Genomic DNA, 23,555 nt, shown 5'->3' on the forward strand with positions numbered 1-23,555 from the left:
CTAAACTAATGGTGAAAATGTTACGCTGAATTCGGAAGTAGAGAGGATAAAGAGGTTTGGCATGTGAGATGGGCACTCCCATGTTCGTCTGTTTCATCGGCTAAGCTGTCAACTGAGTGGAAAGGGAAAGAGGTATGGGGAATGAATGAAATTTTAACAATTGCGGGTCTGATCTCAATTGTGCTGGCGGTGCTGTATTTCGTTAAAAAAATATATGATTTTATCGATTTGCAGAAGGTGACACGGAAGGATATCTATGAGAACTATGATATCTATAAAGCAGCTCAGAAGTTTGCTCTCGGTACACCCGTCGATGAGATCAGAGAAATCCTGACAAACAGCTATGAGTTAGACGATAACCAGGTTGAAGAGACAATGCTTTTGGCTCTTCCTCATCGGCACGATACCGATGGTGGTTATCTTGCCTTTATCAAGGCTGTAAATCGGGTGCTGGAACAAGAGGTTTACAGCTAAACGTTAGTAAGAAGGAAAAATATGAATCGTTAGGCCGCGTTACTGGTGTTTGCTCCCAATTTGGCCAGAGAACAATTTCTACAAGTGCTGAGTGAAGGAGAGAAATTATTTGTTGCTGTATGCAAAGAGGAAGAGAGAATAAGTTCTATGAATTCCATGAAAGCGTTTGACATATTTGAATATCAATCTATAATTATGAACAGAATTGGACCTCACCGAGATGGAGGTATCCTGATTTTTTCAATCTGAATCGGATTAAGATGTCGCCAATTTTCAAATAGGTCGCTGCCTATGAGGAAGACGATAATTGATAGAGCTGTTATTCATAAACAGCAAGCTCATAACCTGGGGCTTGCTCTTTCATTTACCTAAGGAGAATGGGTCGGAATGACACTTAAAAAAAGAATCTTTTTATTGTTTTTTCTCAGCGCATTTATTCCCTTTATCAGTATATTTGCAATTTCTTACTATACCATTGATTCCATTTTTGCGAATAAAATCAATGATGGAATTAGGAGCAATCTACAGCAGGTAACTTCATCACTGGAAAATTCAATTACCAACCTGAATCATGTTACTCAGCAATTATCCTATAGTGGTACATTAGGCAAAAAACTGGATGAAGTCTTGAAGCCTTCCTCCAATATATTTGAATTGATTGAGGCTAGAGATGAATTAAAGAATGAGTTAAATGTCGTAACGTTTACTAATCCGAATATAGGTCTGACCTTATACTATTTCCAGAAAGAAGGCACTACACAGTTCGCTAACTTTCCCATCAAAGATCGTTTTTCTCCCGAGTCTTTGCCTGTGCTTTCCAAATCATATGGCATTGCGTACTATGGTCCCCATATGAGTATGAACCGATTTGATGATCAGCTTGTTTTATCTGCTATGCGAAAGGTACAGCTGCCTCAAAGGGACGATGTATATATTTACATCGAATCCGGCTTTCGTCTTACACAGGATATACTGGGTTACAATCAATACAAAGGAGCTTTATCGCATTTAATCCTGAATGGTGAGGGCAACATTGTTTACAGTGAAATTCCAGAAGCGATGAAGGTCGGAGAGAATTTTTCCAGCATATCGAAAGGTACTGCAAAAGATGGAATATCCCGTGATTACCATTGGTTTAAGGAGGACTCCAGTCAGAACTGGAGCGTCATATCGGTAATTTCGCAGGCTAAGTATCAACAGGAGAAAAACCAGTGGTTGCTTCAAATATTACTGGTCGCTTTATTTTTTCTCGGCTTTACCGTATTTCTGGCTTGGCTTCTGTGGAAGATGGTTTACAAACCATTAGGTCTGTTCCATTCGGAAATTAACGGAATGTCTCAGAATCCACAAAAGGCAGGCAGCCAGACCCGCACTCAAATTCCCGAGTTTGATTTTCTGTTGGGGGAATTCTCAAATATGCAGCATCAAATCGGCGACCTGTTCAAGGAAGTGCAGCAGAAAGAGAAGATTCGTGCAGATTTGGAAGTGGAAAAATTGTTATATCAGATCAATCCTCACTTTCTGATGAATACGCTGGATACTGTGCACTGGCTGGCCGTCATGAACGGACAAGGGGAGATTGACAAGTTGGTGCAATCCTTAAACAAGCTGTTGTATTACAATTTGGGTAAATTAGGGCAAGTATCCACGATGGAAGAGGAAATTGATGCGCTAAGACAGTACCTAATCTTGCAGCAAATTCGATATGACTTTGAATTTGACGTACGTATTTCAGCGGATGATCAAGTGCTTCAAATACCTGTGCCTCGTTTTATTTTGCAACCGTTGGTTGAAAATTCACTTTATCATGGACTGAGTGACGAAGGTTTTATTCAAATTGAAGTTACACTTGCCAAAACGCTGAATATTTTAATACAGGATAATGGAGCAGGCATGACCGAGGAAGCGATTCAAAGACTTCTGAATAATCGTATAACTGAACATAAAAAAGTAGGGATGGGCATTGGACTCAATTATGTCCACCGCATGTTGAGGGCACAGTACGGAGATCAAGCACAACTGGTGATCGAAAGTGAATTGGGTACAGGGACAAGTATACTGCTCATACTTCCTATCAAAGGAGAAGATGTTTGAGGATGATTAAGGTATTGATAGTGGATGACGATAAATTAGTACGAAAAGGAATAAGCTCTGCGATGCCGTGGAACGAGTTCAATATGGAGGTTGTAGGAGAAGCAAGTAACGGGTTGAAAGCACTGGATTTTCTGAAAGCCCAACCGGTCGATCTGATGTTGACGGATCTCGCGATGCCGGTGATGTCAGGTATTGAACTGATGCGAGCTGCAAGGCAGCTCTATCCAGAACTACATATTGTCGTATTAACACTGCATCAAGATTTCGATTATATCCAGGAAGCGCTCAGACTTGGAGCCATCGACTATATAGCCAAAGTTCAGCTCGAGAAGGAGCAATTCGAACACGTGCTGCATCGAATACATGCTCGGATTGACGAGCTGGCGAATACAAGACGAAAGCTGCCTCTGCTAAGTGAGACCAATGTCCATTATCGCCATGTGTATGCACTTGTTTCACTGGATCGCAAGTCAGGACAGAGCTGGCCGATTGAACTGACATCCAATGTAGACGAGATCCGATGGGAGGTTGAACGGAACTGTTGGATGTGGACGGCACCCATGGACGTAGAGGATCAGCTGTTCCATAAACTGAAGGAATCCCTGGATCAAGTTCCCCAAGGCGCCTTGCTGGTTATATCCGATGTACAAGACCGAACATGGTCGCAAATCCAAAACTGGATTATGAATTATACAGAAACGTCCTTATTCTATGCATACAACCCTTATGATCCTGTCATTGCCGTTTCGATGGATGTGGAGGACTCTTTTCCAATAGAACCGAAGGATGAAGACATGGATTGTATTAAGCAAAGTTGGTTCCTATCACCATGGACCCACAACGATAGTTACTACAACCAACTGATTGAACAGCTCAAATCACTAAGACTGCATAAAGGCCAGCTGATGGGATTGCTATACTCTATAGTTATGGAATGGAATCACCTTTTTGCCCAGACTACGCTGGGTAGAATCTCAATGATCCATTCTTTTCAATCCTGGTACGAGGTAGAAGAGTGGATCAAGCAGACCTCTGAGGGCATTCGTAAGTCAGATGAACAGACTTCGTATTCACAGGAAATTGTAGACGCCGTGAAAAAAGCGATTATGATCATGCACAATGATTTGGACCAAGCTTTTACAGCTTCAGGTCTGTCCCAGCAACTGAACATCAGCCGAAGCTATTTCAGTCAATGCTTCAAGGATCTGATGGGGAAAACCTTTAATGAGTACTCCCGATTTATACGAATAGAGAAGTCTAAAGAGTATTTATTGAATACAAACAACACGATTTTCTGGATTGCGGAGCGAGTGGGTTATACGGATGAAAAATATTTCAGCCGAATTTTTCGCGAATTGACAGGTCTGCTACCAAGCGAATATCGACACCTCGGCAGAGGGGATAAATAGCGTACTCTCCCAGATGACCAATAAACCGGGCGAAAGAGGGGAAAGCGATGATTAAGAAGATGGCTGCATGTGTTCTTGTCGTCAGCTTAATTGCAGTGACCGTATATTTCAGCAAACCATACTTCCGGGAATCGCCAATGGGACCAACGAAAACAATCTCGGACACTGCCGCTGCCGATCCATTTGGGAAATATGAACATCCCGTTTCCATCCGACTGGGATATGCGGTAGACCCAACAGGCGCGGATCTCTCTGGAGGAGAAACACTTGAGAAGAATATATGGAAAACGGTGATTAAACAAAACCTTAACATTGATGTCCAGGTATTATGGCAGGTATCGAAGGAAAATCTGAGTCAGAAAATCGACCTGGCTATCGCCAGCAATGATCTGCCGGATGCCATGATTGTAAATCAGCTGCAGCTGAACGAGATGATCAAGGCTGGTGAAATTGAAGATCTAACCGAGGCATACAATAGCAGCGCATCACCGGAAATAAAAAAAATTATTGATAGCACAAACGGATTGGCTATGGAACAAGTGACCTTCGCTGGCAAGATAATGGCTGTTCCTTCTGTGACAGCGGAAGACTTCAGCATGCTCTGGATTCGACAGGATTGGCTGGACCGTCTTGGACTGAAACCGCCGAAAACGGTAGATGATCTGGAAGCTATCGCCAAGGCCTTTGTGGAGAATGACCCAGATGGAAACAGTAAGCGGGATACGATTGGCCTTGCTTCAAGCACTGGACTGTATAACGATTTCAACAACAGTGCTTTTTCTTTTGATCTAACGCCAATCTTCGCAGCATATGGATCTTTTCCGGGATATTGGCTGAGCAAAGATGGAAAACCTGTATACGGTTCGGTTCTACCGGAAACGAAGGACGCCTTGGTCAAACTGCGTGAAATGTACGCCAAAGGCCTTCTCGATCCAGAACTGGGTCTCCGCAAAGAAGCGGAAGAAACAGTTATTAACGGTCAGGCGGGGATGTTCTTTCAAGGTTTTTATGCTGGGTACTGGCCCCTTCCGAGCGCTTGGCAGAACGAGCCGGAGGCGAACTGGCAAGCATACGCACTCCCACTGGATGCAAACGGTGCATACCATGTGAAGGTGCATAATCCGTCAAGTTTATTCTTGGTGGTACGAAAAGGATATGCTCATCCCGAAGCGATCATAAAAATTAACAATCTGTACCTTCGTGATGAGTTCAAGTACGGTACGCGTTTTATGCTGGGCCGCAATTTCTTAGCTCCGACAGATGAAGCACGATTTGAAACAAAGGCCGCGCAGGATATTCTGATGGGAACCAAAACACCCGCCGATTTCAAGGACAAGTCTGAATACAAATTGCTGGAAAATTTGGTTTCGACAATAAAACAAACCAAATTGAAGCCTTATGATCAATATGGTATTTCCTATTGGAATGAACACAGCAACAGCTTTATGCGGGGTTATTCGCTTCTAGTAGGCGGAAGAAATTTTTTCGATCCAAACATCCATAAAGTTCGAAGCCTTACCTATATACGAACTCCAACGATGGAGAAGGCTTGGGGTGAACTATCAAAACTGGAACATGATACATTTTTAAAAATTATTTTAGGCGCTGAACCGACCGATTCATTTGATCAATTTGTCGAGGAATGGAAGAAACAAGGGGGCGATCAAGTGACTGTGGAGGTGACTGCACTCCATAACCATCGCTGAAGACCATCATGAATGTGATACGATAAATTCTATAAGCACGTTTATAATTCCATTAATCAAGCCGACGATTCCTGTTTCAGGAGCTGCCGGTTTTTTTGTTCTTCACTTTGATTAGTAAGTAAGGATAGACAAATGTATGTCGGTAGGTAGGATAAATGCTTACAAGCCAACATTGGCTTTTTGATCCCAAATGAAACCGCATACATTCCTCTATCCAAACAGACGTTCAATCCCTATCTCGATTTGTCTTCTCCGAGCTTTATAATGAAAGCGCAAACAACAATGATAGAGAAATATTCAGAACGAAGGGGAATCGAATGTGATGAGAACTAAATGGTTCATAAAAAGCAAATTGTTGACGAGACGTCTGGCTGCGCTGTCGATGTCTGCCCTGGTGATTTCAACCCTTGCAGCCTGTGGGGGCTCCTCCAACCCTCCCACTGCGGAGGAAGCGGGCAAATATGAGGCAACACCGGGAGACCCATTCAGTGCCTATAAAGACGAAATAACCGTAACGATGGGTCGTGTAACTACAGCCAACCCGAAACTGCCGGCTGGAGATACGTATGAGAACAACGCGTATACTCGGCTAGTTAAAGAAACGTTTAACGCTAAGATTAAAGACCAATTTGAAGCCAACGGAGAAGATTACAGCCGTCAGGTTTCTCTCGCCATCGCCTCTGGGGAACTGCCTGACATGATGCGTGTTGATTCCAAGGATGAACTCAAAGAACTGGTTGATAATGATCTGATTGAAGATATGACGGAAATTTACAAACAATATGCCACAGATAACATCAAGAACATTTACGACTCTTATGAGGGCCGTGCATTGGACAGTGCGACGATAGATGGACGTTTAATGGGACTTCCGGCTACTTCCCTAGATTCCGCGCCAACCATGGTCTGGGTTCGTCAGGATTGGCTGGATCTACTGGGAATCCAACTTGACGCAGACGGAGACGGGGCCATCAAGCTGGATGATGTGGAGAAAACGGCTGAGGAATTCCTGAAAAGAGATCCTGGCCAATCCGGGAAACCAGTAGGTATTCCCTTTGTGAACACCCTGAATACAAGTGACTATAATGCTTCTGCCTATACCATGCTGGGAGTTGCCTCCACCAAGGGTGCATTCCCTCAATACTGGATGAAGGGGAAGGACGGCAGCATTGTTTATGGCTCGACAACAAAGGAAACCAAGCAGATGTTAGGCGTCATGGCAGATTGGTTCAAGAGAGGCCTCATCGACCCGCAATTTGGAACACGCACATTTGATGATATTACGGCACTGTACACCAACGGCCAAAGTGGTATTGCTTTTGGACCATGGCATATTCCTGACTGGGGTCTGAGCAGCGTGAAGCAGATGGATAAGAATGCGAAATTCACGGCTTACACTTTGGAGGATGCAGACGGAAAGGTAAACGTGGCACACGCCAATCCAGCCAATCAGTTTATCGTTGTGAGAAAAGGATATGAACACCCGGAACTCGCCGTTAAAATAGTAAACCTTTTCTACGATAAACTGGCAAATGATAAAAATGTAGAAACATCTATGCCAGAAGCCGCCAAGTATCAAGAGAACGGCGTAGACGGTTCTACCAGACCTTTTAATATTGAAGTCAACTCGGCTACCTCGCTGCTGGATGATTACTCTGACATTGTTCGCGGGATTAAAGGGGAGATTAGTTTGGATCAGGTCCGGACGACAGAATCAAAGAACAATATTAAAAGTATTCAAACCTACTTGAGCGATATGGATACGGATAACGTAACATCCTGGGCGAAATATCACTCGCGTATCAACGGAGTGGGACTCATCGACAAACTGACACGGGAAAACAAATTCGTTTGGATGACACCCGCCTTCTCTGGCACTACACCAAGCATGAAACAGACATGGGCTAATCTGACCAAGATGGAGCAGGAATCTTTCATCAAAATCGTGACTGGTGCAGAATCTCTGGATTACTTCGATACTTTCGTTAGCAATTGGAAGAAACAAGGTGGTGACCAGGTAATTCAGGAAATTGAAGACGAAGCTGCATCCGAAAAATAAACAATCATGAACTGCTAGAAGGGCTGCGATAAGCAGCCTTTCTTCAGGAAAGGGGTCCATCCATGAAACAGGGAAATGATAGAGCAAAAGGTCGGTTGGGCACGGGTGCCATGTATCATTTGATGATGCTTCCGGGGATTTTATTTTTACTGGTATTCAGCTATGTTCCGATGGTCGGTGTCATTACGGCGTTTCAGGATTATATACCAGCCAAGGGGATGTTTGGCTCCAAATTTGTAGGGCTGAAGCATTTTATTTATATGTTTAAGCTGCCGGACATCGCACAGGTTTTTAGTAATACGTTGGTGATTGCCATTGCCAAGATTCTATTGGGAACAATGATGGCTATCATTTTTTCCATCTTGTTAAATGAGATCCGCATCAAATTCGTTAAAAAATCCGTACAGACAATTGTTTATTTGCCACACTTTTTATCCTGGGTAGTTCTAGCATCCGTGGTTGTTAACATGTTCAGTTTGGATGGAATTGTGAATCAAATTTTGGCTTTTTTCGGTCTGGAGAATATTAATTTTCTCGGCAGCAACACCTGGTTCCAGCCGCTGATTATTGGGACAGACGTGTGGAAGGAGTTCGGTTACAGTTCCATCGTCTATTTGGCTGCAATTACTTCGATTGATCCGGGTCTGTATGAAGCGGCAGGAATGGATGGAGCCAGCTGGTGGAGAAAAGTATGGCATATTACATTGCCAGGTATGCTGCCTATTATCCTGCTCATGGGAGTGATGAGTCTGACCAATATTTTGAGTGCCGGCTTCGATCAAATTTATAATCTGTATAATCCGGTTGTCTATGAGTCGGGAGATATTCTGGATACTTATGTATATCGGATTGGACTCGTTGGGCGACAGTATAGCTTCGGTACGGCTGTTGGCCTGTTCAAGTCAGTGATCGGTATTGTTTTGCTATTGTCCGCCAACCATTTGGCCAAGAAATACACCGACCGAAAAATATTCTAAGGAGGCAAAGCCTATGTCATATTCTGTAAGCCTAAAAGATCGAATTGGCCGGTTTGTCATCAATGCCATCGTCATATTTCTGGCATTGATCTGCCTTCTTCCGTTATGGAATATCGTTGCGATTTCATTCAGCAGCAGCGAGGCCGTGTCAGCTAATGCTGTAGGTCTCGTACCGGTCAATTTTACAACAGCAGCGTATACGAAAATTATCGATGATGCTCAGTTCTGGCGTTCCTTTGGCATATCTGTTCTACGTGTTGTGCTCACACTTATTCTCAACATGATTCTTATTATTTTAATGGCATACCCGCTCTCCAAGTCGAAAAGGGAATTTAGGGGTAGAAACATTTATATGAATGTCATGATTTTTGCCATGCTGTTCAGCGGCGGGATGATCCCGAGTTATCTACTGATCAAAAACCTCGATATGCTTAATACAATTTGGTCGCTTGTTCTACCGGGAGCTGTCCCTATATTCAGTGTCATCCTTGTCATGAACTTCTTCTCTGCTGTACCTAAGGCGCTAGAAGAAGCAGCATTCATCGATGGGGCGAATCCGCTCCAGGTCCTGTTCAAAGTGTATGTTCCCGTGTCCATCCCTGCGCTGGCGACGGTAGCACTATTCAGTATCGTGGGAACGTGGAATGATTTCTTTAGCGGTTTGATCTATATGACCCAAGTCAGCAATTATCCGCTAATGACTTATATTCAGTCCCTTAACGTGAATATTGCCGAACTTCTTCAATCCGGCACCAACTCAGCACAACTCAGCAACCTGACTGAAATTTCAAACAAAAATCTAAATGCGGCAAAAATCGTAGTCGCTGTCATCCCGCTACTGCTCATTTATCCGCTGCTTCAAAAATATTTTGTGACTGGAATTGTTGTAGGATCGGTAAAAGAGTAATTGTATGATGTGACTTGATTAAGATAAAAATACTATTTGTGATTGGAAGGGTTGTAATGAACAATGGAAAATAAAAATTGGTGGAAAGAAATCGTTGTATACCAGATATATCCACGGAGTTTTCAAGATAGTAATGGTGATGGAATCGGCGATTTGAAAGGAATTGTTTCCCGTCTAGACTATTTGCAGCAACTCGGTGTCGGTGCAATTTGGCTATCACCAGTTTGTAAATCCCCTCAGGATGATTTTGGTTATGATATTTCGGACTATCGGGATATTGATCCGATGTTCGGGTCTTTGGATGATATGGGGATGTTAATTCATGAGGCTGGGAAACGTGACATTCGAATCATAATGGATTTGGTGTTAAACCATACTTCCGATGAGCATCCATGGTTTCAAGAAGCAAAAAAAAGTAAAGAAAATCCGTACCATGACTACTATGTCTGGAGAGATGGCGTTGAAGGAATGCCACCAAACGATTTGGGTTCCATCTTTGGTGGTTCAGCATGGGAATGGGTACCCGAGATAGGACAATACTATTTACATCTTTTTTCTGTAAAACAGCCGGATCTCAACTGGGAAAACCCAAAAGTCCGACAAGAGATTTACGAAATGATCAATTGGTGGATAAGCAAGGGTGTAGGCGGTTTTCGACTTGACGTAATTGACTTAATCGGAAAAGAGCCAGATTTGAAAATTACCAGCAACGGGCCGAATCTGCATAAGTATATCAGGGAACTCAGCAAGGAGACGTTTCAAAAAGCTGGAGACCTGCTGACGGTTGGAGAAACATGGGGTGCTACGCCAGAGATCGCCAAATTGTATAGCAACCCGGACGGCAGTGAGTTCTCAATGGTATTTCAATTTGAACATATTAGTTTGGACGAACAAGCGGGGAAAGGGAAGTGGGATCTTAAGCCTCTAGATTTTCTAGAATTAAAAAAAGTGTTGTCTAAATGGCAGACAGAGCTGAAGGGGGATGCCTGGAACAGTTTGTTTTGGAATAATCACGACTTACCCCGAATCGTTTCTCGTTGGGGAGATGACGGAGAATACAGGATAGAATCGGCTAAAATGTTGGCAACCCTTCTTCATGGCATGCGAGGCACACCATACATTTATCAGGGGGAAGAATTAGGAATGACGAATGTTCAATATCCAATTGAAGACTATCGGGATATTGAGTTACTAAATTTCTACAAAGATAGAATTGAGAAAGGATACCCTGAAGACAAAGTTATGGAGTCAGTCTTTGCAAAGGGTCGTGATAACGCTCGAACACCAATGCAGTGGGACGCTTCCAACAACGCTGGTTTTACATTAGGGAATCCTTGGATTAAAGTAAACCCGAATTATAAGGACATCCATGCACAAGAAAGTTTAAATAACCCTGAATCCATATTCCATTATTATCGGAAACTAATCCGATTAAGGAAAGATCATGAAGTGATCATATATGGGGATTATGAGCTGATATATCCCAAGAATAAAGATTTGTTCGCGTACACTCGAACGCTGAAAGGAGCCAAACTACTTGTAGTATGTAATTTTCAAAAATACACAACCCATCTCCCACTTCAGAAAGAGCTGGCAGAGACTAAGCAGCTGCTAATATCCAATTATCCAAGTAACATGTTTGAAATAGAAATGCGCCCTTATGAAGCGAGAATGTACCTTATCGATACACTCCATAAATGAAAAGGTCTCAGCTTTTTAGATTTCTTTTTTTGATGACAATAACCACAAATAGTAACAAAGGGAGAAGAATTTGAAAAATAGGAAACCAGGAATTAAGAACAAATTTTCGACCGATTACCATGTGATGAGTATAGTTAGGCGACAGAAAAGAAAGCCCGTAAATAAGTGCAGCAAGGGGAAGAATCCATTTTTTAAATCCGACTCCGGTTATTTTTTCAAGTCCTATCACTGCACCGTTAAAAAATAAACACATTTTGATGATCAAGCCAAGAAAAAGAAGCAAGGTGAAAAGGGCATCCATTCGTTCGAACAGATCTGCTAATTCAATCAACTGAACGGTTTCCAAAAGAGGAAGTGTGCTATTGGCGGCGATCTTGGGTCCGAGAACAAAAATATCCAATTGATTAACAAATGTTAGAGCAAGTGCGGTCATTATATAGGCAAAGAAAACGGGTTTTGTGAGATTCCGGCCTTTATGTACAAGCGGATAAAATACAAGAAATAACACAGTTTGTCCGAATGGAAAGGAGATAAGCTCAGGAATAGCGGCTTTAAATATGGGTTTCCATCCTTCCTCTAAAACTGGAAGGGAATTTTCCAAGTGAAAGAGACCAGTTGCCGGAATTAATATACTAATTATGGCGTATCCAAGTACAAAAAAAGGGAAAAGGAACAAGCAAAATAAGAAAAATGCTTTGTAGCCGTAACGAACCGTGTTGGATACAACCACGATTGTGATCAAGATGATGATCCACAAAGGGGTTTGGCGGAGCAAAGTCATTACTGTCACCTCGCCTAAATCGCGTATGTTCCGAGAAGCTTCATATGTAAAATACATCACAAAAAGTAAATTGATGAGTGTACCCACATATTTCCCAGTGTAACGGCGAAACAACATGAACAAATCTAATTCAGGATCTTGATAGTGAATAACAAGATGGAGCTTTAGCAGAAGTAGTCCTGCTAAAGCTCCTATCAACATGACTAACCAAGCATCTTGATTTGCTTCAGCCCCCATTAAAAACAAAGTTGTACTTCCAACTTCAAATAAAGACATACAAATGATCAACTCGGATACTCGGATTTTATTTTGACGCATGGCTTCAATTCACCTCTCCCTGTTTATCTCATTTCAACAGTTCGTTAAAAGATTTTTCGAATAATCCTGGACGTGCAAGCTTCATTTTTACATCTATTTTTATATCCATGTTTGCTAACTCTCCAGGCCACGTCTCTTTTATTTTTTTCCAGTCTTTTGGATACTTGTGATGAATTTTATTTCCAATACCGATAAGGTCGATATTCTTTTGCTGTAAGGCTTTCCAGCCTTCCTGAATTTGCGATTTGATCGTTTCTGCTGCTTGCATCTGCAATTGATGTGTACTTTGCATATTTTTCATTTCTCTTTGGGAAGAGGCTGACAGAAGATCACCGGTAGCTTTAACGTCAACGTTTAGGTAATAATGATTTAAATTCTTGATTGGCGTAGCCTTAATCTTGGCTTTCCGGATGAGGAAAGCGGACGTAACATTTCCATCCACATAGTTTACAGTAGTGTTTTTAATCTGGTTGTTTAACCATGAAACCCCCATACTTTCCTTTTCATTTAGGAAGCCGACTCTCTTGTCTTTCTGAAAAATGCTTAAACCCGATAACTTGAGTTTACTTTTGGCGGAGGTTTCCTTGAAAACATCAACAGAGTTTAGTTTCTCCGGCTCTGAACCCTCAAGAGATATTTCTGGAACTCCGGCTGCGCCACTATCGGAGCTAATTTTCGAAATAAATTCATACATGGATATTGCGGGGTAGATTGATCCTAATTTGCTATCTCTTTCTATAATCTTTTCTAAAGCTTGACCAGGAATTTTCTCTGGTGGTACAAGCTTTTTTAAAAAATCACGAGCCTCTCCGTTGGCAATGAATACTTTTACAGTTTCTCGTGAATCAAGGTTGCGGAGGTAAATATCAATAATCTCTTCAATGCCTTGTTCTGCTGCTTTTTTTCCAATAACGAGTATATTATTTTGGGCAAAATATAGTTTACGCGGGTATTCCAGGCTACTCTTCGTAACGGTTTCTCTCAATGTTTTTCCATGTGTAGAAAAGGTATGTACAGCGCTTTGCGATGCCCCGGTGGAAGAACCACCTGATCCAGTCGTCATAGCTGATGGAATTATGATTTGATAGGTATTGATCCAGTCGCCCTTATGGCCATCAATTCCAGTTGCTGTTGTGATGGCTAATTCGTTCAATTCTGTACGATCTACGCACCCTGTAAGTAATAACCCTGCAATAAACAGAACATAACTAACTCTTAATTGCCGCACCATTGATCTCTCCTATTTTTGGGTATCAGACTTGTCATTATTTTTGATTTCATCCGAACTAGCAGGGTATTGGTGAGCTGCCTGTCTTGTCTGGTTATGGCCTGATTTTTCGCTAGGTCTGGTTTTCATAGCCCACCACGGAGCTCTGATGATAAGGTCCTTCATATTAGATTTAAAGGTGGGGCTGTAGGGCACAAAATAATCAACTCCGAATGATTTGAGAGATACAAGATGAACAAGAAGGGGGATAATTCCTATCAGAATACCGAATAAGCCCAGAGCCCCCGCCAGTAGCATAAGTGCAAAACGCAACAACCTGACTGCTGAAGCCATACCAAAATACGGGATGACAAAGTTCGATATAGCAGTGAAGGCAACAACGATAACCATTGCACCTGAGACCAGTCCGGCTTGCACCGCTGCCTGCCCGATAACCAGAGCTCCTACAATGGAAACGGCTGGTCCGATGACCCGTGGCATTCGCACACCTGCTTCACGAATCACTTCAAACATCAATTCCATCATTAATGCTTCAATTAATGCAGGAAAAGGAGTTCCTTCCCGTTGAGCCATCAGCGTAATTAACAGCGTGGTGGGGATCATTTCCTGTTGGAAAGTCGTCAAGGCTATAAATAGAGAGGGAAGCAACAATGAGACTAGAAAAGATACCACACGAAGAGCCCTTAAAAAAGTTGAAATGTCATATCTCTGGTAGTAGTCTTCGGCCGTTTGAAAGAAATTGAAGAAAGTTACAGGTGCAATCAGAGCGAATGGCGTCCCATCAACCAGAACAGCTACTTGTCCGTCTAAAAGGCTACCTGCGACAGTATCCGGACGCTCTGAGTTTAGCATGGTGGGAAAGAGACTAAGTGGTTCATCCTGTATGAATTCTTCGATATAGCCACTTTCAAGTATGCTGTCTGTATCAATGGATTGAAGCCGTTTTGTAATTTCCCGTATTACTTCTGGATTAGCGACATTTTCAATGTAAGCTAATATGACTTTAGTTTGTGTATATCGTCCAATAACGTGACTTTCAAATTTAAGGTCAGGTGTCCGCAATTTTCTTCTGATCAGTGTAATGTTAGTTGAGACATCCTCTGTAAATCCTTCTTTAGGACCCCGTACTACGGTCTGAGTACTGGGTTCCTGAATAGCCCGTCTTACTCCGCCTGCGATGGAAACTGCCAAAGCATAGTTGTTTCCGTTGATGACAATGACAGCATTCCCGGAGAGAATGGCTTGATATACCTCATTTTGCGAATGTATCATTTGAATATTTCCTGCTGGAATTGTCTTCTTTAATAGAGAGACCGTGCTATTTTCACCAAGCTTAGAGGAAGATTCAGAGAGTTTTTCTGTAATTAAACCTTCCATTAAATCGGAAAGTAAGTTTTGATCAATTAATCCCTCGATATAACATACTGCGAGATGACCGGCATGGGCAGGATTTTCGGAAAAATTACGAATGATAAAATCAGGACCTTGTCCGAGTTTCGATTTGAGTAAAGACAGAGTTTGGGGCAATGACGGATTAATGGGGTCAGTTGTTTGCTGATTGGACTTTTCACTATCTTGTCTACGCCTTCTTTCAGGTCTCAGAACGTTTCTAAACCAACCTAACAACACAAGTTAACCCCCTTGCTTTATTGATAAAGCATATTTTATCCTCTAAGACCTAAAATATACTTCTTAAGAGCAGTTGATTCCAAAGTTAACCATTAAAATCTAAAAAATCAAAAGCGAGCGCCGTCCAACAGAGGAGAGCGCCCGCTTTTGATTTTTTGGAAATAACTAAATTCAACTAGCAGGTCAGGGAATCAACTCGAGCCCTTCTCCCGATTCCAACACTTTCCCTACCCCTTCCTTTAGAAGCGAGGCGAAGTAGTGAGGGTCTTGTTTGATATGAGGGAACGTATTGAAATGGATCGGCACAACTTGTTTCGCTTGAAGCCATTCAGTTGCCAGCGCAGCATCTTCTGGACCCATAGTATGGTTGTCTCCGATCGGCAGAAATGCCAAATCGATATTGCTGAGTTCTCCAATCACCTTCATATCGTAGAACAAACCTGTGTCTCCTGCGTGGTAAATCGTTCTGCCCTCTGCTGTGAACAGAATCCCTGTAGGCATTCCCGTATAGATGATTGTTTTAGTCTCCAGATTAACGAGGCTTGAGCTATGAAAAGCCTGGGTTAATTTCACTTTTCCAAATTCGAATTGATAAGCTCCCCCAATGCTCATGGCGTGGGTTCGTACACCTTGCCAACTGAGAACATCCGCTAGCTCTGCCGATGCGATTACCAGCGCGTCATTTCGTTTTGCAATTTCCACAGTATCTCCAACATGATCCCCGTGGCCATGGGTCAGAAGGATTACATCAGCCTGCACGTCGGCTGCTTCCAGATCGGTGTTGGAGTTGCCTGTAATAAAAGGATCAATAAGAATAATTGTGCCATGGGTTTCGATTTTTACAACGGAATGTCCATGATAAGATACTTTCATTTTTCTTCCCCCTTGGTCAAATCGGCGGTGCCGGGTTTATTCAGATTAATGTGATGTAACAAACCATTGCCACGATATTGACTAATCTCCAATCGCTATCGAAACATACTCTTAGAAATTCTTCGCAGCATTGCGCGCTTTTTCAATTGCTTCGGCTTTGATTTGGGGAGCGCGGTCTCCCGCCGTGGACAGACCTTCCACAAATAGGCTATCAAAGTCTGTTACGCCGACAAAATTCAAAACCGTCTTCAAATGACGGCTTCCATTCTCGCGTTCCGCCACAGGACCTTCCGAATAGATGCCGCCGCTAGCTTGAATGTGGAATGCTTTTTTGTTATGCAGCAGTCCAACGGGGCCATTCTCCGTGTATTTGAATGTTTTGGCTCTGACGCAAAAGGAATCAATGTATGCCTTCAATACCGGAGGGTAAGAAAAGTTCCACATGGGTGTAACGAACACGTACTTGTCCGCAGTGACAAACTCTTCGAGCAAATGATTCAGTTGGGTTATTTTTTCTTGATGCGCGGCAGTCAATTGATCAAACGATGCTCCCGTTTGAAGCTTGCCCCATGCCTCCAATACATCTGCATCGATATGCGGAATGTCTCGTTGATACAGATCTACGTGCACAATCTTATCTTCTGGGTGACTTTCTTGATAGGCTTGTACAAATTGCTCGCCAACGGAAAGGCTGTAAGATGCTTCAGGATTACCAGGATGCGCAGTGATATAAAGAATAGTCGACATAATTATATTTTCTCTCCTTCTTATATAAAATTACGATTTAAACAATAAAAGGGGCGATGCCGTTGCCATAAGACCAGTTGTCTTTCGTGACTTCAATTAAATTGATAAAAACATCCTCGGTTCTAATGTTGCACTGCTCATGCAGTTGTTCAGCTAATGCCGCATAGAACTCTTTTTTTACTTCAGACGATCTGCCGACATTCAAAATGATTTGAACGATGAGAAATCCATCGCTTCTTTCAATGTCCAGACAGTTTGGATCAAAGTTGAAGTTCTCTCGGTTGTGTTCCTCGATAATCAAAAAACGATCATTTTCAGGCACTTGCAGCTTGTCCACGATCGTTTGCGAGACGGCCTCTTTAATACGGGCTTTAGCTTCGCTCGAACGTCCTTCCAACGTGACGATACGCGTTAAAGGCATGTAGATTACCTCCTCTTTTTGTTGATATGCTTTATTCTATCTGTTAAAATCCAGAACACGAATGTACATGAGTTCGTGTTAGTTCGTGTCAGAGATGCTCAAACTATTGAAGCCAGGTGATAAGATGGAAGACGAAAAATCTTTGAAAGATTGGCCCCATGATTGGATTAAAAAAATTCGTTCCAGGCCCGCTAGACATAACCTTTCCAAACGAACACGGCAAGTTGACTTGGCAAGGCAAGTTGGCGTCGATCCACGAACCGTTCAACAGTGGGAGAACGGAGATCGTCTTCCCAGCGTTGGCAGCCTCAAACGTTTGATTCAAGTCTTTTTGGAGGAAGGACTCTTCCTGGAGGGAGCCCAGCGGAAAGAGGCTGAGGAGCTTTGGCTTGCAGTAAAACGCTTTTCGGAAGTGCGCTCTGCAACAAAACGGGAGTTTCCGGATTTTGATGTCACTTGGTTTGAAACCGTTGCTTCGTTCGAAGGTTCCGCGCAGGAAGGTCGGGTTGCCACGCAAGCCGTTTCACTTGCAAGGCAAAGTCAGTTACCGAAGCCTCCTTCTCTCTTTATAGGAAGAAACCAATCCATGGCTGACCTGAAAGAACAGCTGAAGTTCCATTCCCTTGTGTCAATCGTAGGACCCGGAGGGATAGGGAAAACATCACTTGCTGTTCGAGTCGCTTCAACGCTTGCTGAAACGTATCCGGACGGTATTTGGATGTTCGAATTCGGCGCCGTAAAGGATCATCATTTTTTGGGCCAGTATCTGTTATCCACTATGGGACTGCAAAATCAAGGGAATCGAACTGATCTCCAAACCATATTAGATGTAATCTCCGAGAAAAGAATGATGTTTATTTTCGACAACTGCGAACACATCATTGATGCATGCGCGGCTTTAGCTGAATCACTCCTGATGGCTGCGCCAACACTAAGCATCATGGTCACGAGCCGAGAAGCCTTGAACATTTCGGGGGAATACGTCTATCGGATTCCCCCGTTATCCTTTCCAGGTGAGGAGTATTCGCTGGAGGTGCTTTCCGAAGAAGAAATCAAGGAATTTGAAGCCGTGCAACTGTTTATGGAACGCGCGCTTTTGGTTGCTCCTAAGCTTCAACCCACGCTGGCAAACTTGCAGCTTGTAGGTGCCATATGCAAAAAATTAGAAGGGATTCCGTTAGCCATTGAGCTTGCGGCTTCCAGAATGAGTATGTTGACATTAGAACAGATGGAAGAACGTCTGGCGAGTCTGCTGACATTATTGACTGCTGGAAAACGAAATGCTGTGCCTCGGCAAAAAACGCTGAAATCTACAATCGATTGGAGCTACGATCTACTAACCGGCAAGGAGCAACTGCTTCTGAGAAGGCTCAGTGTATTTTCGGGAGGGTTTACGTTGGAGGCAGTGGAGCGGATCTGTAGCTGCGAACCCACATTGCCCACCCGTGATGATAAACTTGCTCGGGAAGATATGCTTGATCTGTTATCCGGACTGGTCAACAAGTCACTCGTCTCAATCGAAACCAGTGATGACTACCGCTACATCCGTTATTTCATGCTGGAAGCCATTAAGGAATATGCTGGCGAGAAGATGCGGGAAGAAACTGACGGCCGTAACAGACATGTTCTTCTTGAACGTCATGCTCAATATTACAGCCAAATTTTGAATCGTGCCGAGGCCAAGTTCAGGACTCGAGAGCGTGATGCCTGCCTTGATGAAGTGAGACAAGAATATGCAAACCTGCGCTCAGCCATGCAATGGTGTTATCAGAATGATGCACATACCAACTCAATTGGATTTCATATGGTTTCAAACCTTTACTGGTTCTGGCTTCATGAAGGCAGATTAAAGGAGGGGATTTTTTGGCTTAATCGTTTTCTGGAAAGTACCGTTCATAAAGAACTGCCTGGTGGAGATTTTGCCAAAGCATTGCATGGGCGGGGCGTCATTCAATTGGTTCAAGGAAACGTTGAAGAAGCCATGGTTTCAGCTGCACGCAGCGCTGAGCTCGCCCGTGATCTGAACCATTCTGCACAATTAGCCTCTTCTCTTCGTCTCATGGCATTTATTTATATCAACCAGCTACTTTTGAAAGATGCCGAGCCTCTCGTTAAGGAGAGCGTTGATATTGCCAGGAAAACGAAGGACATGTGGAATTTGGCGGCTTCGTTGCATGCTTACGGAAAGCTAAAGCTGGAACAAAAGGAGTATCATGAAGCATCCATGCTTCTAAAAGAGAGCGTGTACTTCTTCGAATCGGTTCAGGATAAATGGGAAGTATCCGGTCCGTACGAAAGCCTCGGTTATGCTGCCTTGAAACTTGGGCAGACCGATCAATCCATTGAATGCTTCAAAAATAGCATTGCGATCAGCCAAATTTACAAAGGGACATGGATTCTCTCTCGCGGAATAGAAGGGTTGGCTATAGCTTTATGGGCAAAGAAGGCTTTCCAGAAGCGGTCATCCTTCTGAGTGCTGCTGAGAAATGTCGCGAAAGCTTCGGAGGTGCTGCCGTTCCGAATTTTCCCGTGGAGCATAATGCAGTGCTTCTTGATCTTCAACATGTTTTAATTGAACAGGAAATACGCGATATTTGGAACAAAGGAAAGAGTCTAACGAAAGACCAGATTCTCGCATATTCTTTAGAAACTTAGGTGTGCAAGCCTCCCTGAAAATCTGATCGTCCAAACGATGGACAGCCTCATTGACAACACGAACAAGGTGATAGTACAAAGAAACCGTTCCTTTCGTAAATGGTGGGTCGCACTTCCATTTACCAAGACGGTTTCTTTTTGTTTTACATCTTTGAGAAAAGCGGTCTTCCTGTGGGGCATGCAGTTTATGAACGGCCAATAAAAGTCAAAAAATTGGTGTCTGCATTTCATGATCCTTCTTGACACTCATTTTTTTCTGTAACTATAATGATTACATTAAGAAGGGAGTTAGTAATGATAATATTCAGCGATTTTCAATAGGACTCGAAAAAGTTCCACTGCTGAATGTTTACCAGACAGTGGAAGTCATGGAGTAGGGGAAGCTCTTTCATATCCACGAACAGCATAGCTAGAATTGCTATTAATAGCATTGTATCCTCAATTATTTTAATCATAACATAGGAGTGGATTTATCATGGCAACTGTATTGTACGTAACCGCGCATCCTTTAAAAGACGGTACATACAGCTTATCAGTCGGCAAACAGTTTATCGAAACCTATCAGGAGGCCAATCCAGGAGATGAGGTCATTCATTTGGACCTGTATCGCATGGATCTTCCGCAAATCGACGCCGATCTTCTAAGACGCTGGGGGCAGCCACCAAGTGGTCTTTCTTTCGATGAACTGAGCGAGGGATCGAAGGTCAAAGCGGTGCGAATGCGCGAGATTGCGGACCAATTCATGACTGCGGATAAAATCGTCATTGTCAATCCGGTATGGAATTATTCTTTCCCGTCGGTTCTGAAAGCGTACATTGACGCGGTTATAGTTCCGGGAAAAACTATTAAGCGAGCCGATAATGGGCTGCGGGGTTTGTCCGGTTTGATTGGGACGCAGCAGGACAAAAAAGTGATGCACATTCAGGCTTCCGGCACGGTCTCTCCCATGGGAAGTTCAAAGATGTAGAGCACAGCCATAGTTATGTAAAAGCTATCATGAATTTACTGGGCATTGACGATGTGCAGGCTATCTTTGTTGAAGGTATCAGTGAGCAGCCGGACCAAGCGCAGAGCATAAAGGAATCAGCAATCCGGCAAGCCATATTGGCAGCCAAAGCGTTTTGATGTGACAGCCTAAAGAAAAAACGGAAAAATTCCAGGATTTTTTTCTGGTTTTTCTTTCTCTTTTTTGACCATGATGGGGGAATGTATTGTTGTTACACCTGATGTACGTTACCCAAATAAGTTGCATTATTACAATCCTTGATACTTAAGGCAATTCCTTTGTTTTGGCGGCCACAATGCGGTCATCATTATGGAGCCGCTATGAGCCATAAGTGGAAATATAATGGTTAAACCCCAGGGACCTTATCCATCTGGAAGAAGCCCTGAGGTTTTTTGTTATTGAGCAGGGAGGTCTTGCCTGTAGTAATACGAAGCGGTCTCAAAATCTTTTTGGTGATAATAAGCTTCAGCTATAAGGATATACAATTCACTCATTTTTTTGTGCGCTTGCTTTTGTTATTGAGTTGGGCTTTTAAATCCAGGTTCATATTTATATGCAAAAAATCATCACAGATCCTTTCTGCTTCTTCAATGTTTTGAATATCAATATATAGCTTTTAACGCAAAAGTAATCTCATCCAAATGGCAGTGAAAGATGCCAAGGTTGAGAAGAACATCGACATAAAGTAGTTTGTCGACTGTAAATAGCTTGGTCAGCAGCAAAGCATATGATTTGGCTCTAATATCGTAATCAAAAGGAGGCGCATGCTGAATGATATTTTCAATATATTCGTAGGCTTTTTCCATATCGTTAGATAACCAGTAATACCTTGCATAAAGTAATTGTTGCTTGGCTTTTAAATTAGCATCTTCCTCTGTGATTTCTATACTCTTTATTATGTTTAGAAACTCATTTAACAAATTGCTTTCAAGATATTGTTCCGCCCTTACCAATTGAGTAGGAATGGAGGGAGGAGGAGAAACGGTTTCCGAGGCCACTTCTTCTAAGAGAAAAGTAATAGAGCAATTTAATCGCTCCGCAAGCTTGCTAATGATCTCAAAAGAGGGCATCGCATTTCCTTTCTCAATTTGACTAATCAATATCAGATGATGAATTCACCCGCAGCTGGTTAGCAGCAGGGATAAGCAAGGATTATGCTGAGATCATGACCGGACTCGACCGTAAAATTCGCGAGGAAGGAGCGGAAGATCTAAGTACTGATACTGTAATGAGGGTGACTGGGAAGGCGCCTGTCTCCTTCCAACAATTTGCACAGAGACACGCAGGAATCTGGATGCGGGAATTAGACAGTACTATGACATTTTAGCCAAACTCAAACAGCGTGCACCAAGCTTGGAAAATTCCCTTGGAATCCTCGGCACTTCGCGTAGATATTTGTGTGTCCCAGCTTCCAACTGACAAAACCGAAAATATCTAGTTACGAACACAAGCTGAGAATTGCGCTAACAGAGATGCTCGTTGAATAAATTAGTCTAAATCTTCTATTAGAAACAGACTAGAATTATTGCTTTAATAGGGGGGATTATGATTAAGCGAAAGGTGGCATCTTATAAAGCGGAAAAGCGAATCCAAGGGTCAATTCAAGTAAAGAAAGGACAGGGTTCACTTTAAACCGCTCTGCCCTTTCTTTATAGATGAGGATAAACGAGTGATAAGTTTATGGTTCGATCAAGGTTTACAGATCGATTCTCCAGTTGCCCATCATCTTGGCGACTTCCGGGTCGCGATACGATAAGAAAAGACTTTCCCGCGTATCGAGGGCCGAGATTTGTTCGATATCATCCGCGCTCAACTCAAAATCGAAAATGTCAAAGTTTTCGACGATCCGCTCTTTTCTCACCGATTTTGGAATTACAACGACTTCACGCTGAACAAGCCAGCGCAATACGACCTGAGCGACGGACTTGTTGTATTTTTCTGCGATCGAGAGCAACACTTCGTTTTTGAACATGTTGTTAAGTCCCTCAGCGAATGGGGCCCACGACTGGTGTTGAACTCCGTGCTCTTTCATAAAAGCTGCGCTCTCTGTTTGCTGGTAGAACGGGTGCGTTTCGATCTGGTTGACGGCGGGTACGATTTCGTTATGAACGATGAGGTCCATCAGGCGGTCGGGTAGGAAGTTGCTGACACCGATCGCCCTAATCTTGCCTTCGCGGTACAGGTCTTCCATCGCACGCCATGCACCGTAGTAATCGCCAAATGGCTGGTGAATAAGGTACAGATCGAGATAGTCGAGTTGAAGCTTCTTCAAGGATTTGGCAAATGCGTGCTTGGTACTCTCGTAGCCGGCATCCTGAACCCAGAGCTTGGTCGTGATGAACAGCTGCTCACGCGGTACGCCGCTGCGGTTAATCGCACGACCGACCGCTTCCTCATTCAAATAACCGGAGGCGGTGTCGATCAGGCGGTAACCAGCCATCAGCGCTTCATATACAGCGTTCTCGCATTCTTCAGCATCTGGAACTTGGTAGACACCAAAGCCGATGATCGGCATTTTCACACCATTGTTTAATGTTACGGTTTGCATTGTATTTCCTCCCATTGTCCAA

18 protein-coding genes and 1 pseudogene are annotated in these 23,555 nt (G+C 43.1%); 11 read left to right on the forward strand and 8 right to left on the reverse strand.

What is annotated here, in order from left to right; genetic code table 11:
* Window positions 1-141 precede the first annotated feature (141 nt).
* The 8 genes from MLD56_RS12285 (at window position 142) to MLD56_RS12320 (ending at window position 11,327) form a co-directional block, all read left to right on the forward strand.
* Complete coding sequence (locus tag MLD56_RS12285; protein ID WP_029515324.1) at window positions 142-474, forward strand: hypothetical protein; 333 nt, start codon at window positions 142-144, stop codon at window positions 472-474.
* A gap of 387 nt (window positions 475-861) precedes the next feature.
* A complete protein-coding gene (locus tag MLD56_RS12290) occupies window positions 862-2,568 on the forward strand; it encodes a sensor histidine kinase (RefSeq protein WP_029515322.1) in 1,707 nt (568 codons plus the stop codon).
* 2 nt (window positions 2,569-2,570) lie between these two features.
* A complete protein-coding gene (locus tag MLD56_RS12295) occupies window positions 2,571-3,977 on the forward strand; it encodes a response regulator transcription factor (RefSeq protein ID WP_029515321.1) in 1,407 nt (468 codons plus the stop codon).
* Between the two features lie 47 nt (window positions 3,978-4,024).
* The gene (locus MLD56_RS12300; RefSeq protein WP_029515320.1) at window positions 4,025-5,683 is read left to right on the forward strand and encodes an extracellular solute-binding protein; all 1,659 of its coding nucleotides are present in this window, start codon (window positions 4,025-4,027) and stop codon (window positions 5,681-5,683) included.
* A gap of 322 nt (window positions 5,684-6,005) precedes the next feature.
* Window positions 6,006-7,742 carry a type 2 periplasmic-binding domain-containing protein gene (locus tag MLD56_RS12305; RefSeq protein WP_029515319.1) on the forward strand — a complete coding sequence of 579 codons (1,737 nt, stop codon included), beginning with the start codon at window positions 6,006-6,008 and terminating at the stop codon, window positions 7,740-7,742.
* 62 nt (window positions 7,743-7,804) lie between these two features.
* Complete coding sequence (locus MLD56_RS12310) at window positions 7,805-8,719, forward strand: ABC transporter permease (protein ID WP_029515318.1); 915 nt, start codon at window positions 7,805-7,807, stop codon at window positions 8,717-8,719.
* Window positions 8,720-8,732: 13 nt separating this feature from the next.
* Window positions 8,733-9,626, forward strand: coding sequence for a carbohydrate ABC transporter permease (locus MLD56_RS12315; RefSeq protein WP_029515317.1), 894 nt, complete (start codon window positions 8,733-8,735; stop codon window positions 9,624-9,626).
* Between the two features lie 63 nt (window positions 9,627-9,689).
* On the forward strand, window positions 9,690-11,327 hold the full coding sequence (locus MLD56_RS12320) for a glycoside hydrolase family 13 protein (RefSeq protein ID WP_029515316.1): 1,638 nt from the start codon (window positions 9,690-9,692) through the stop codon (window positions 11,325-11,327).
* Window positions 11,328-11,334: 7 nt separating this feature from the next.
* Here MLD56_RS12320 and MLD56_RS12325 read toward each other — a convergent pair whose 3' ends face one another.
* From MLD56_RS12325 to MLD56_RS12350, 6 genes are all read right to left on the reverse strand, one after another.
* On the reverse strand, window positions 11,335-12,426 hold the full coding sequence (locus MLD56_RS12325; RefSeq protein WP_029515315.1) for a GerAB/ArcD/ProY family transporter: 1,092 nt from the start codon (window positions 12,424-12,426) through the stop codon (window positions 11,335-11,337).
* Between the two features lie 28 nt (window positions 12,427-12,454).
* Window positions 12,455-13,657, reverse strand: a complete 1,203-nt coding sequence (locus MLD56_RS12330) for a Ger(x)C family spore germination protein (protein WP_029515314.1) — start codon at window positions 13,655-13,657, stop codon at window positions 12,455-12,457.
* A gap of 9 nt (window positions 13,658-13,666) precedes the next feature.
* Window positions 13,667-15,283, reverse strand: coding sequence for a spore germination protein (locus tag MLD56_RS12335; RefSeq protein ID WP_029515313.1), 1,617 nt, complete (start codon window positions 15,281-15,283; stop codon window positions 13,667-13,669).
* Between the two features lie 183 nt (window positions 15,284-15,466).
* Window positions 15,467-16,156: a metal-dependent hydrolase gene (locus MLD56_RS12340; protein WP_029515312.1), complete on the reverse strand. Its 690-nt coding sequence runs from the start codon at window positions 16,154-16,156 to the stop codon at window positions 15,467-15,469.
* Between the two features lie 111 nt (window positions 16,157-16,267).
* Window positions 16,268-16,903 (reverse strand): FMN-dependent NADH-azoreductase, encoded by a 636-nt coding sequence (locus MLD56_RS12345; protein ID WP_029515311.1) that lies wholly within the window; start codon window positions 16,901-16,903, stop codon window positions 16,268-16,270.
* Window positions 16,904-16,940: 37 nt separating this feature from the next.
* Entirely contained in the window at window positions 16,941-17,324 is a 384-nt protein-coding gene (locus MLD56_RS12350) for a tautomerase family protein (RefSeq protein WP_029515310.1), read from the reverse strand.
* Window positions 17,325-17,448: 124 nt separating this feature from the next.
* On the opposite strand from MLD56_RS12350, the gene MLD56_RS12355 reads away from it, so the two are divergent.
* From MLD56_RS12355 to MLD56_RS12365, 3 genes and pseudogenes are all read left to right on the forward strand, one after another.
* On the forward strand, window positions 17,449-19,797 hold the full coding sequence (locus MLD56_RS12355; protein ID WP_239645121.1) for a helix-turn-helix domain-containing protein: 2,349 nt from the start codon (window positions 17,449-17,451) through the stop codon (window positions 19,795-19,797).
* Window positions 19,758-19,979 carry a hypothetical protein gene (locus tag MLD56_RS12360; RefSeq protein ID WP_239645120.1) on the forward strand — a complete coding sequence of 74 codons (222 nt, stop codon included), beginning with the start codon at window positions 19,758-19,760 and terminating at the stop codon, window positions 19,977-19,979. The genes MLD56_RS12355 and MLD56_RS12360 overlap by 40 nt, the downstream gene beginning before the upstream one ends.
* A gap of 475 nt (window positions 19,980-20,454) precedes the next feature.
* A pseudogene (locus MLD56_RS12365) lies at window positions 20,455-21,104 on the forward strand (FMN-dependent NADH-azoreductase).
* Between the two features lie 483 nt (window positions 21,105-21,587).
* Here MLD56_RS12365 and MLD56_RS12370 read toward each other — a convergent pair.
* Together MLD56_RS12370 and MLD56_RS12375 are read right to left on the reverse strand one after the other, a co-directional pair.
* Window positions 21,588-22,085 carry a helix-turn-helix domain-containing protein gene (locus tag MLD56_RS12370; protein ID WP_152526662.1) on the reverse strand — a complete coding sequence of 166 codons (498 nt, stop codon included), beginning with the start codon at window positions 22,083-22,085 and terminating at the stop codon, window positions 21,588-21,590.
* Between the two features lie 596 nt (window positions 22,086-22,681).
* Window positions 22,682-23,533 carry an aldo/keto reductase gene (locus MLD56_RS12375; RefSeq protein WP_029515308.1) on the reverse strand — a complete coding sequence of 284 codons (852 nt, stop codon included), beginning with the start codon at window positions 23,531-23,533 and terminating at the stop codon, window positions 22,682-22,684.
* Window positions 23,534-23,555 lie beyond the last annotated feature (22 nt).

This window comes from Paenibacillus peoriae (genome assembly GCF_022531965.1).
Taxonomy (GTDB): Bacteria; Bacillota; Bacilli; order Paenibacillales; family Paenibacillaceae; genus Paenibacillus; species Paenibacillus polymyxa_D.

Bases quoted from the DNA above. Each gene is read 5' to 3' on its own strand.
- MLD56_RS12285 (WP_029515324.1), top strand. From the start codon at position 142: ATGAATGAAATTTTAACAATTGCGGGTCTGATCTCAATTGTGCTGGCG.
- MLD56_RS12310 (WP_029515318.1), top strand. From the start codon at position 7,805: ATGAAACAGGGAAATGATAGAGCAAAAGGTCGGTTGGGCACGGGTGCC.
- MLD56_RS12305 (WP_029515319.1), top strand. From the start codon at position 6,006: ATGAGAACTAAATGGTTCATAAAAAGCAAATTGTTGACGAGACGTCTG.
- MLD56_RS12325 (WP_029515315.1), bottom strand. From the start codon at position 12,426: ATGCGTCAAAATAAAATCCGAGTATCCGAGTTGATCATTTGTATGTCT.
- MLD56_RS12355 (WP_239645121.1), top strand. From the start codon at position 17,449: ATGGAAGACGAAAAATCTTTGAAAGATTGGCCCCATGATTGGATTAAA.
- MLD56_RS12330 (WP_029515314.1), bottom strand. From the start codon at position 13,657: ATGGTGCGGCAATTAAGAGTTAGTTATGTTCTGTTTATTGCAGGGTTA.
- MLD56_RS12290 (WP_029515322.1), top strand. From the start codon at position 862: ATGACACTTAAAAAAAGAATCTTTTTATTGTTTTTTCTCAGCGCATTT.
- MLD56_RS12360 (WP_239645120.1), top strand. From the start codon at position 19,758: ATGGGCAAAGAAGGCTTTCCAGAAGCGGTCATCCTTCTGAGTGCTGCT.
- MLD56_RS12320 (WP_029515316.1), top strand. From the start codon at position 9,690: ATGGAAAATAAAAATTGGTGGAAAGAAATCGTTGTATACCAGATATAT.
- MLD56_RS12295 (WP_029515321.1), top strand. From the start codon at position 2,571: ATGATTAAGGTATTGATAGTGGATGACGATAAATTAGTACGAAAAGGA.
- MLD56_RS12375 (WP_029515308.1), bottom strand. From the start codon at position 23,533: ATGCAAACCGTAACATTAAACAATGGTGTGAAAATGCCGATCATCGGC.
- MLD56_RS12350 (WP_029515310.1), bottom strand. From the start codon at position 17,324: ATGCCTTTAACGCGTATCGTCACGTTGGAAGGACGTTCGAGCGAAGCT.
- MLD56_RS12315 (WP_029515317.1), top strand. From the start codon at position 8,733: ATGTCATATTCTGTAAGCCTAAAAGATCGAATTGGCCGGTTTGTCATC.
- MLD56_RS12300 (WP_029515320.1), top strand. From the start codon at position 4,025: ATGATTAAGAAGATGGCTGCATGTGTTCTTGTCGTCAGCTTAATTGCA.
- MLD56_RS12345 (WP_029515311.1), bottom strand. From the start codon at position 16,903: ATGTCGACTATTCTTTATATCACTGCGCATCCTGGTAATCCTGAAGCA.
- MLD56_RS12340 (WP_029515312.1), bottom strand. From the start codon at position 16,156: ATGAAAGTATCTTATCATGGACATTCCGTTGTAAAAATCGAAACCCAT.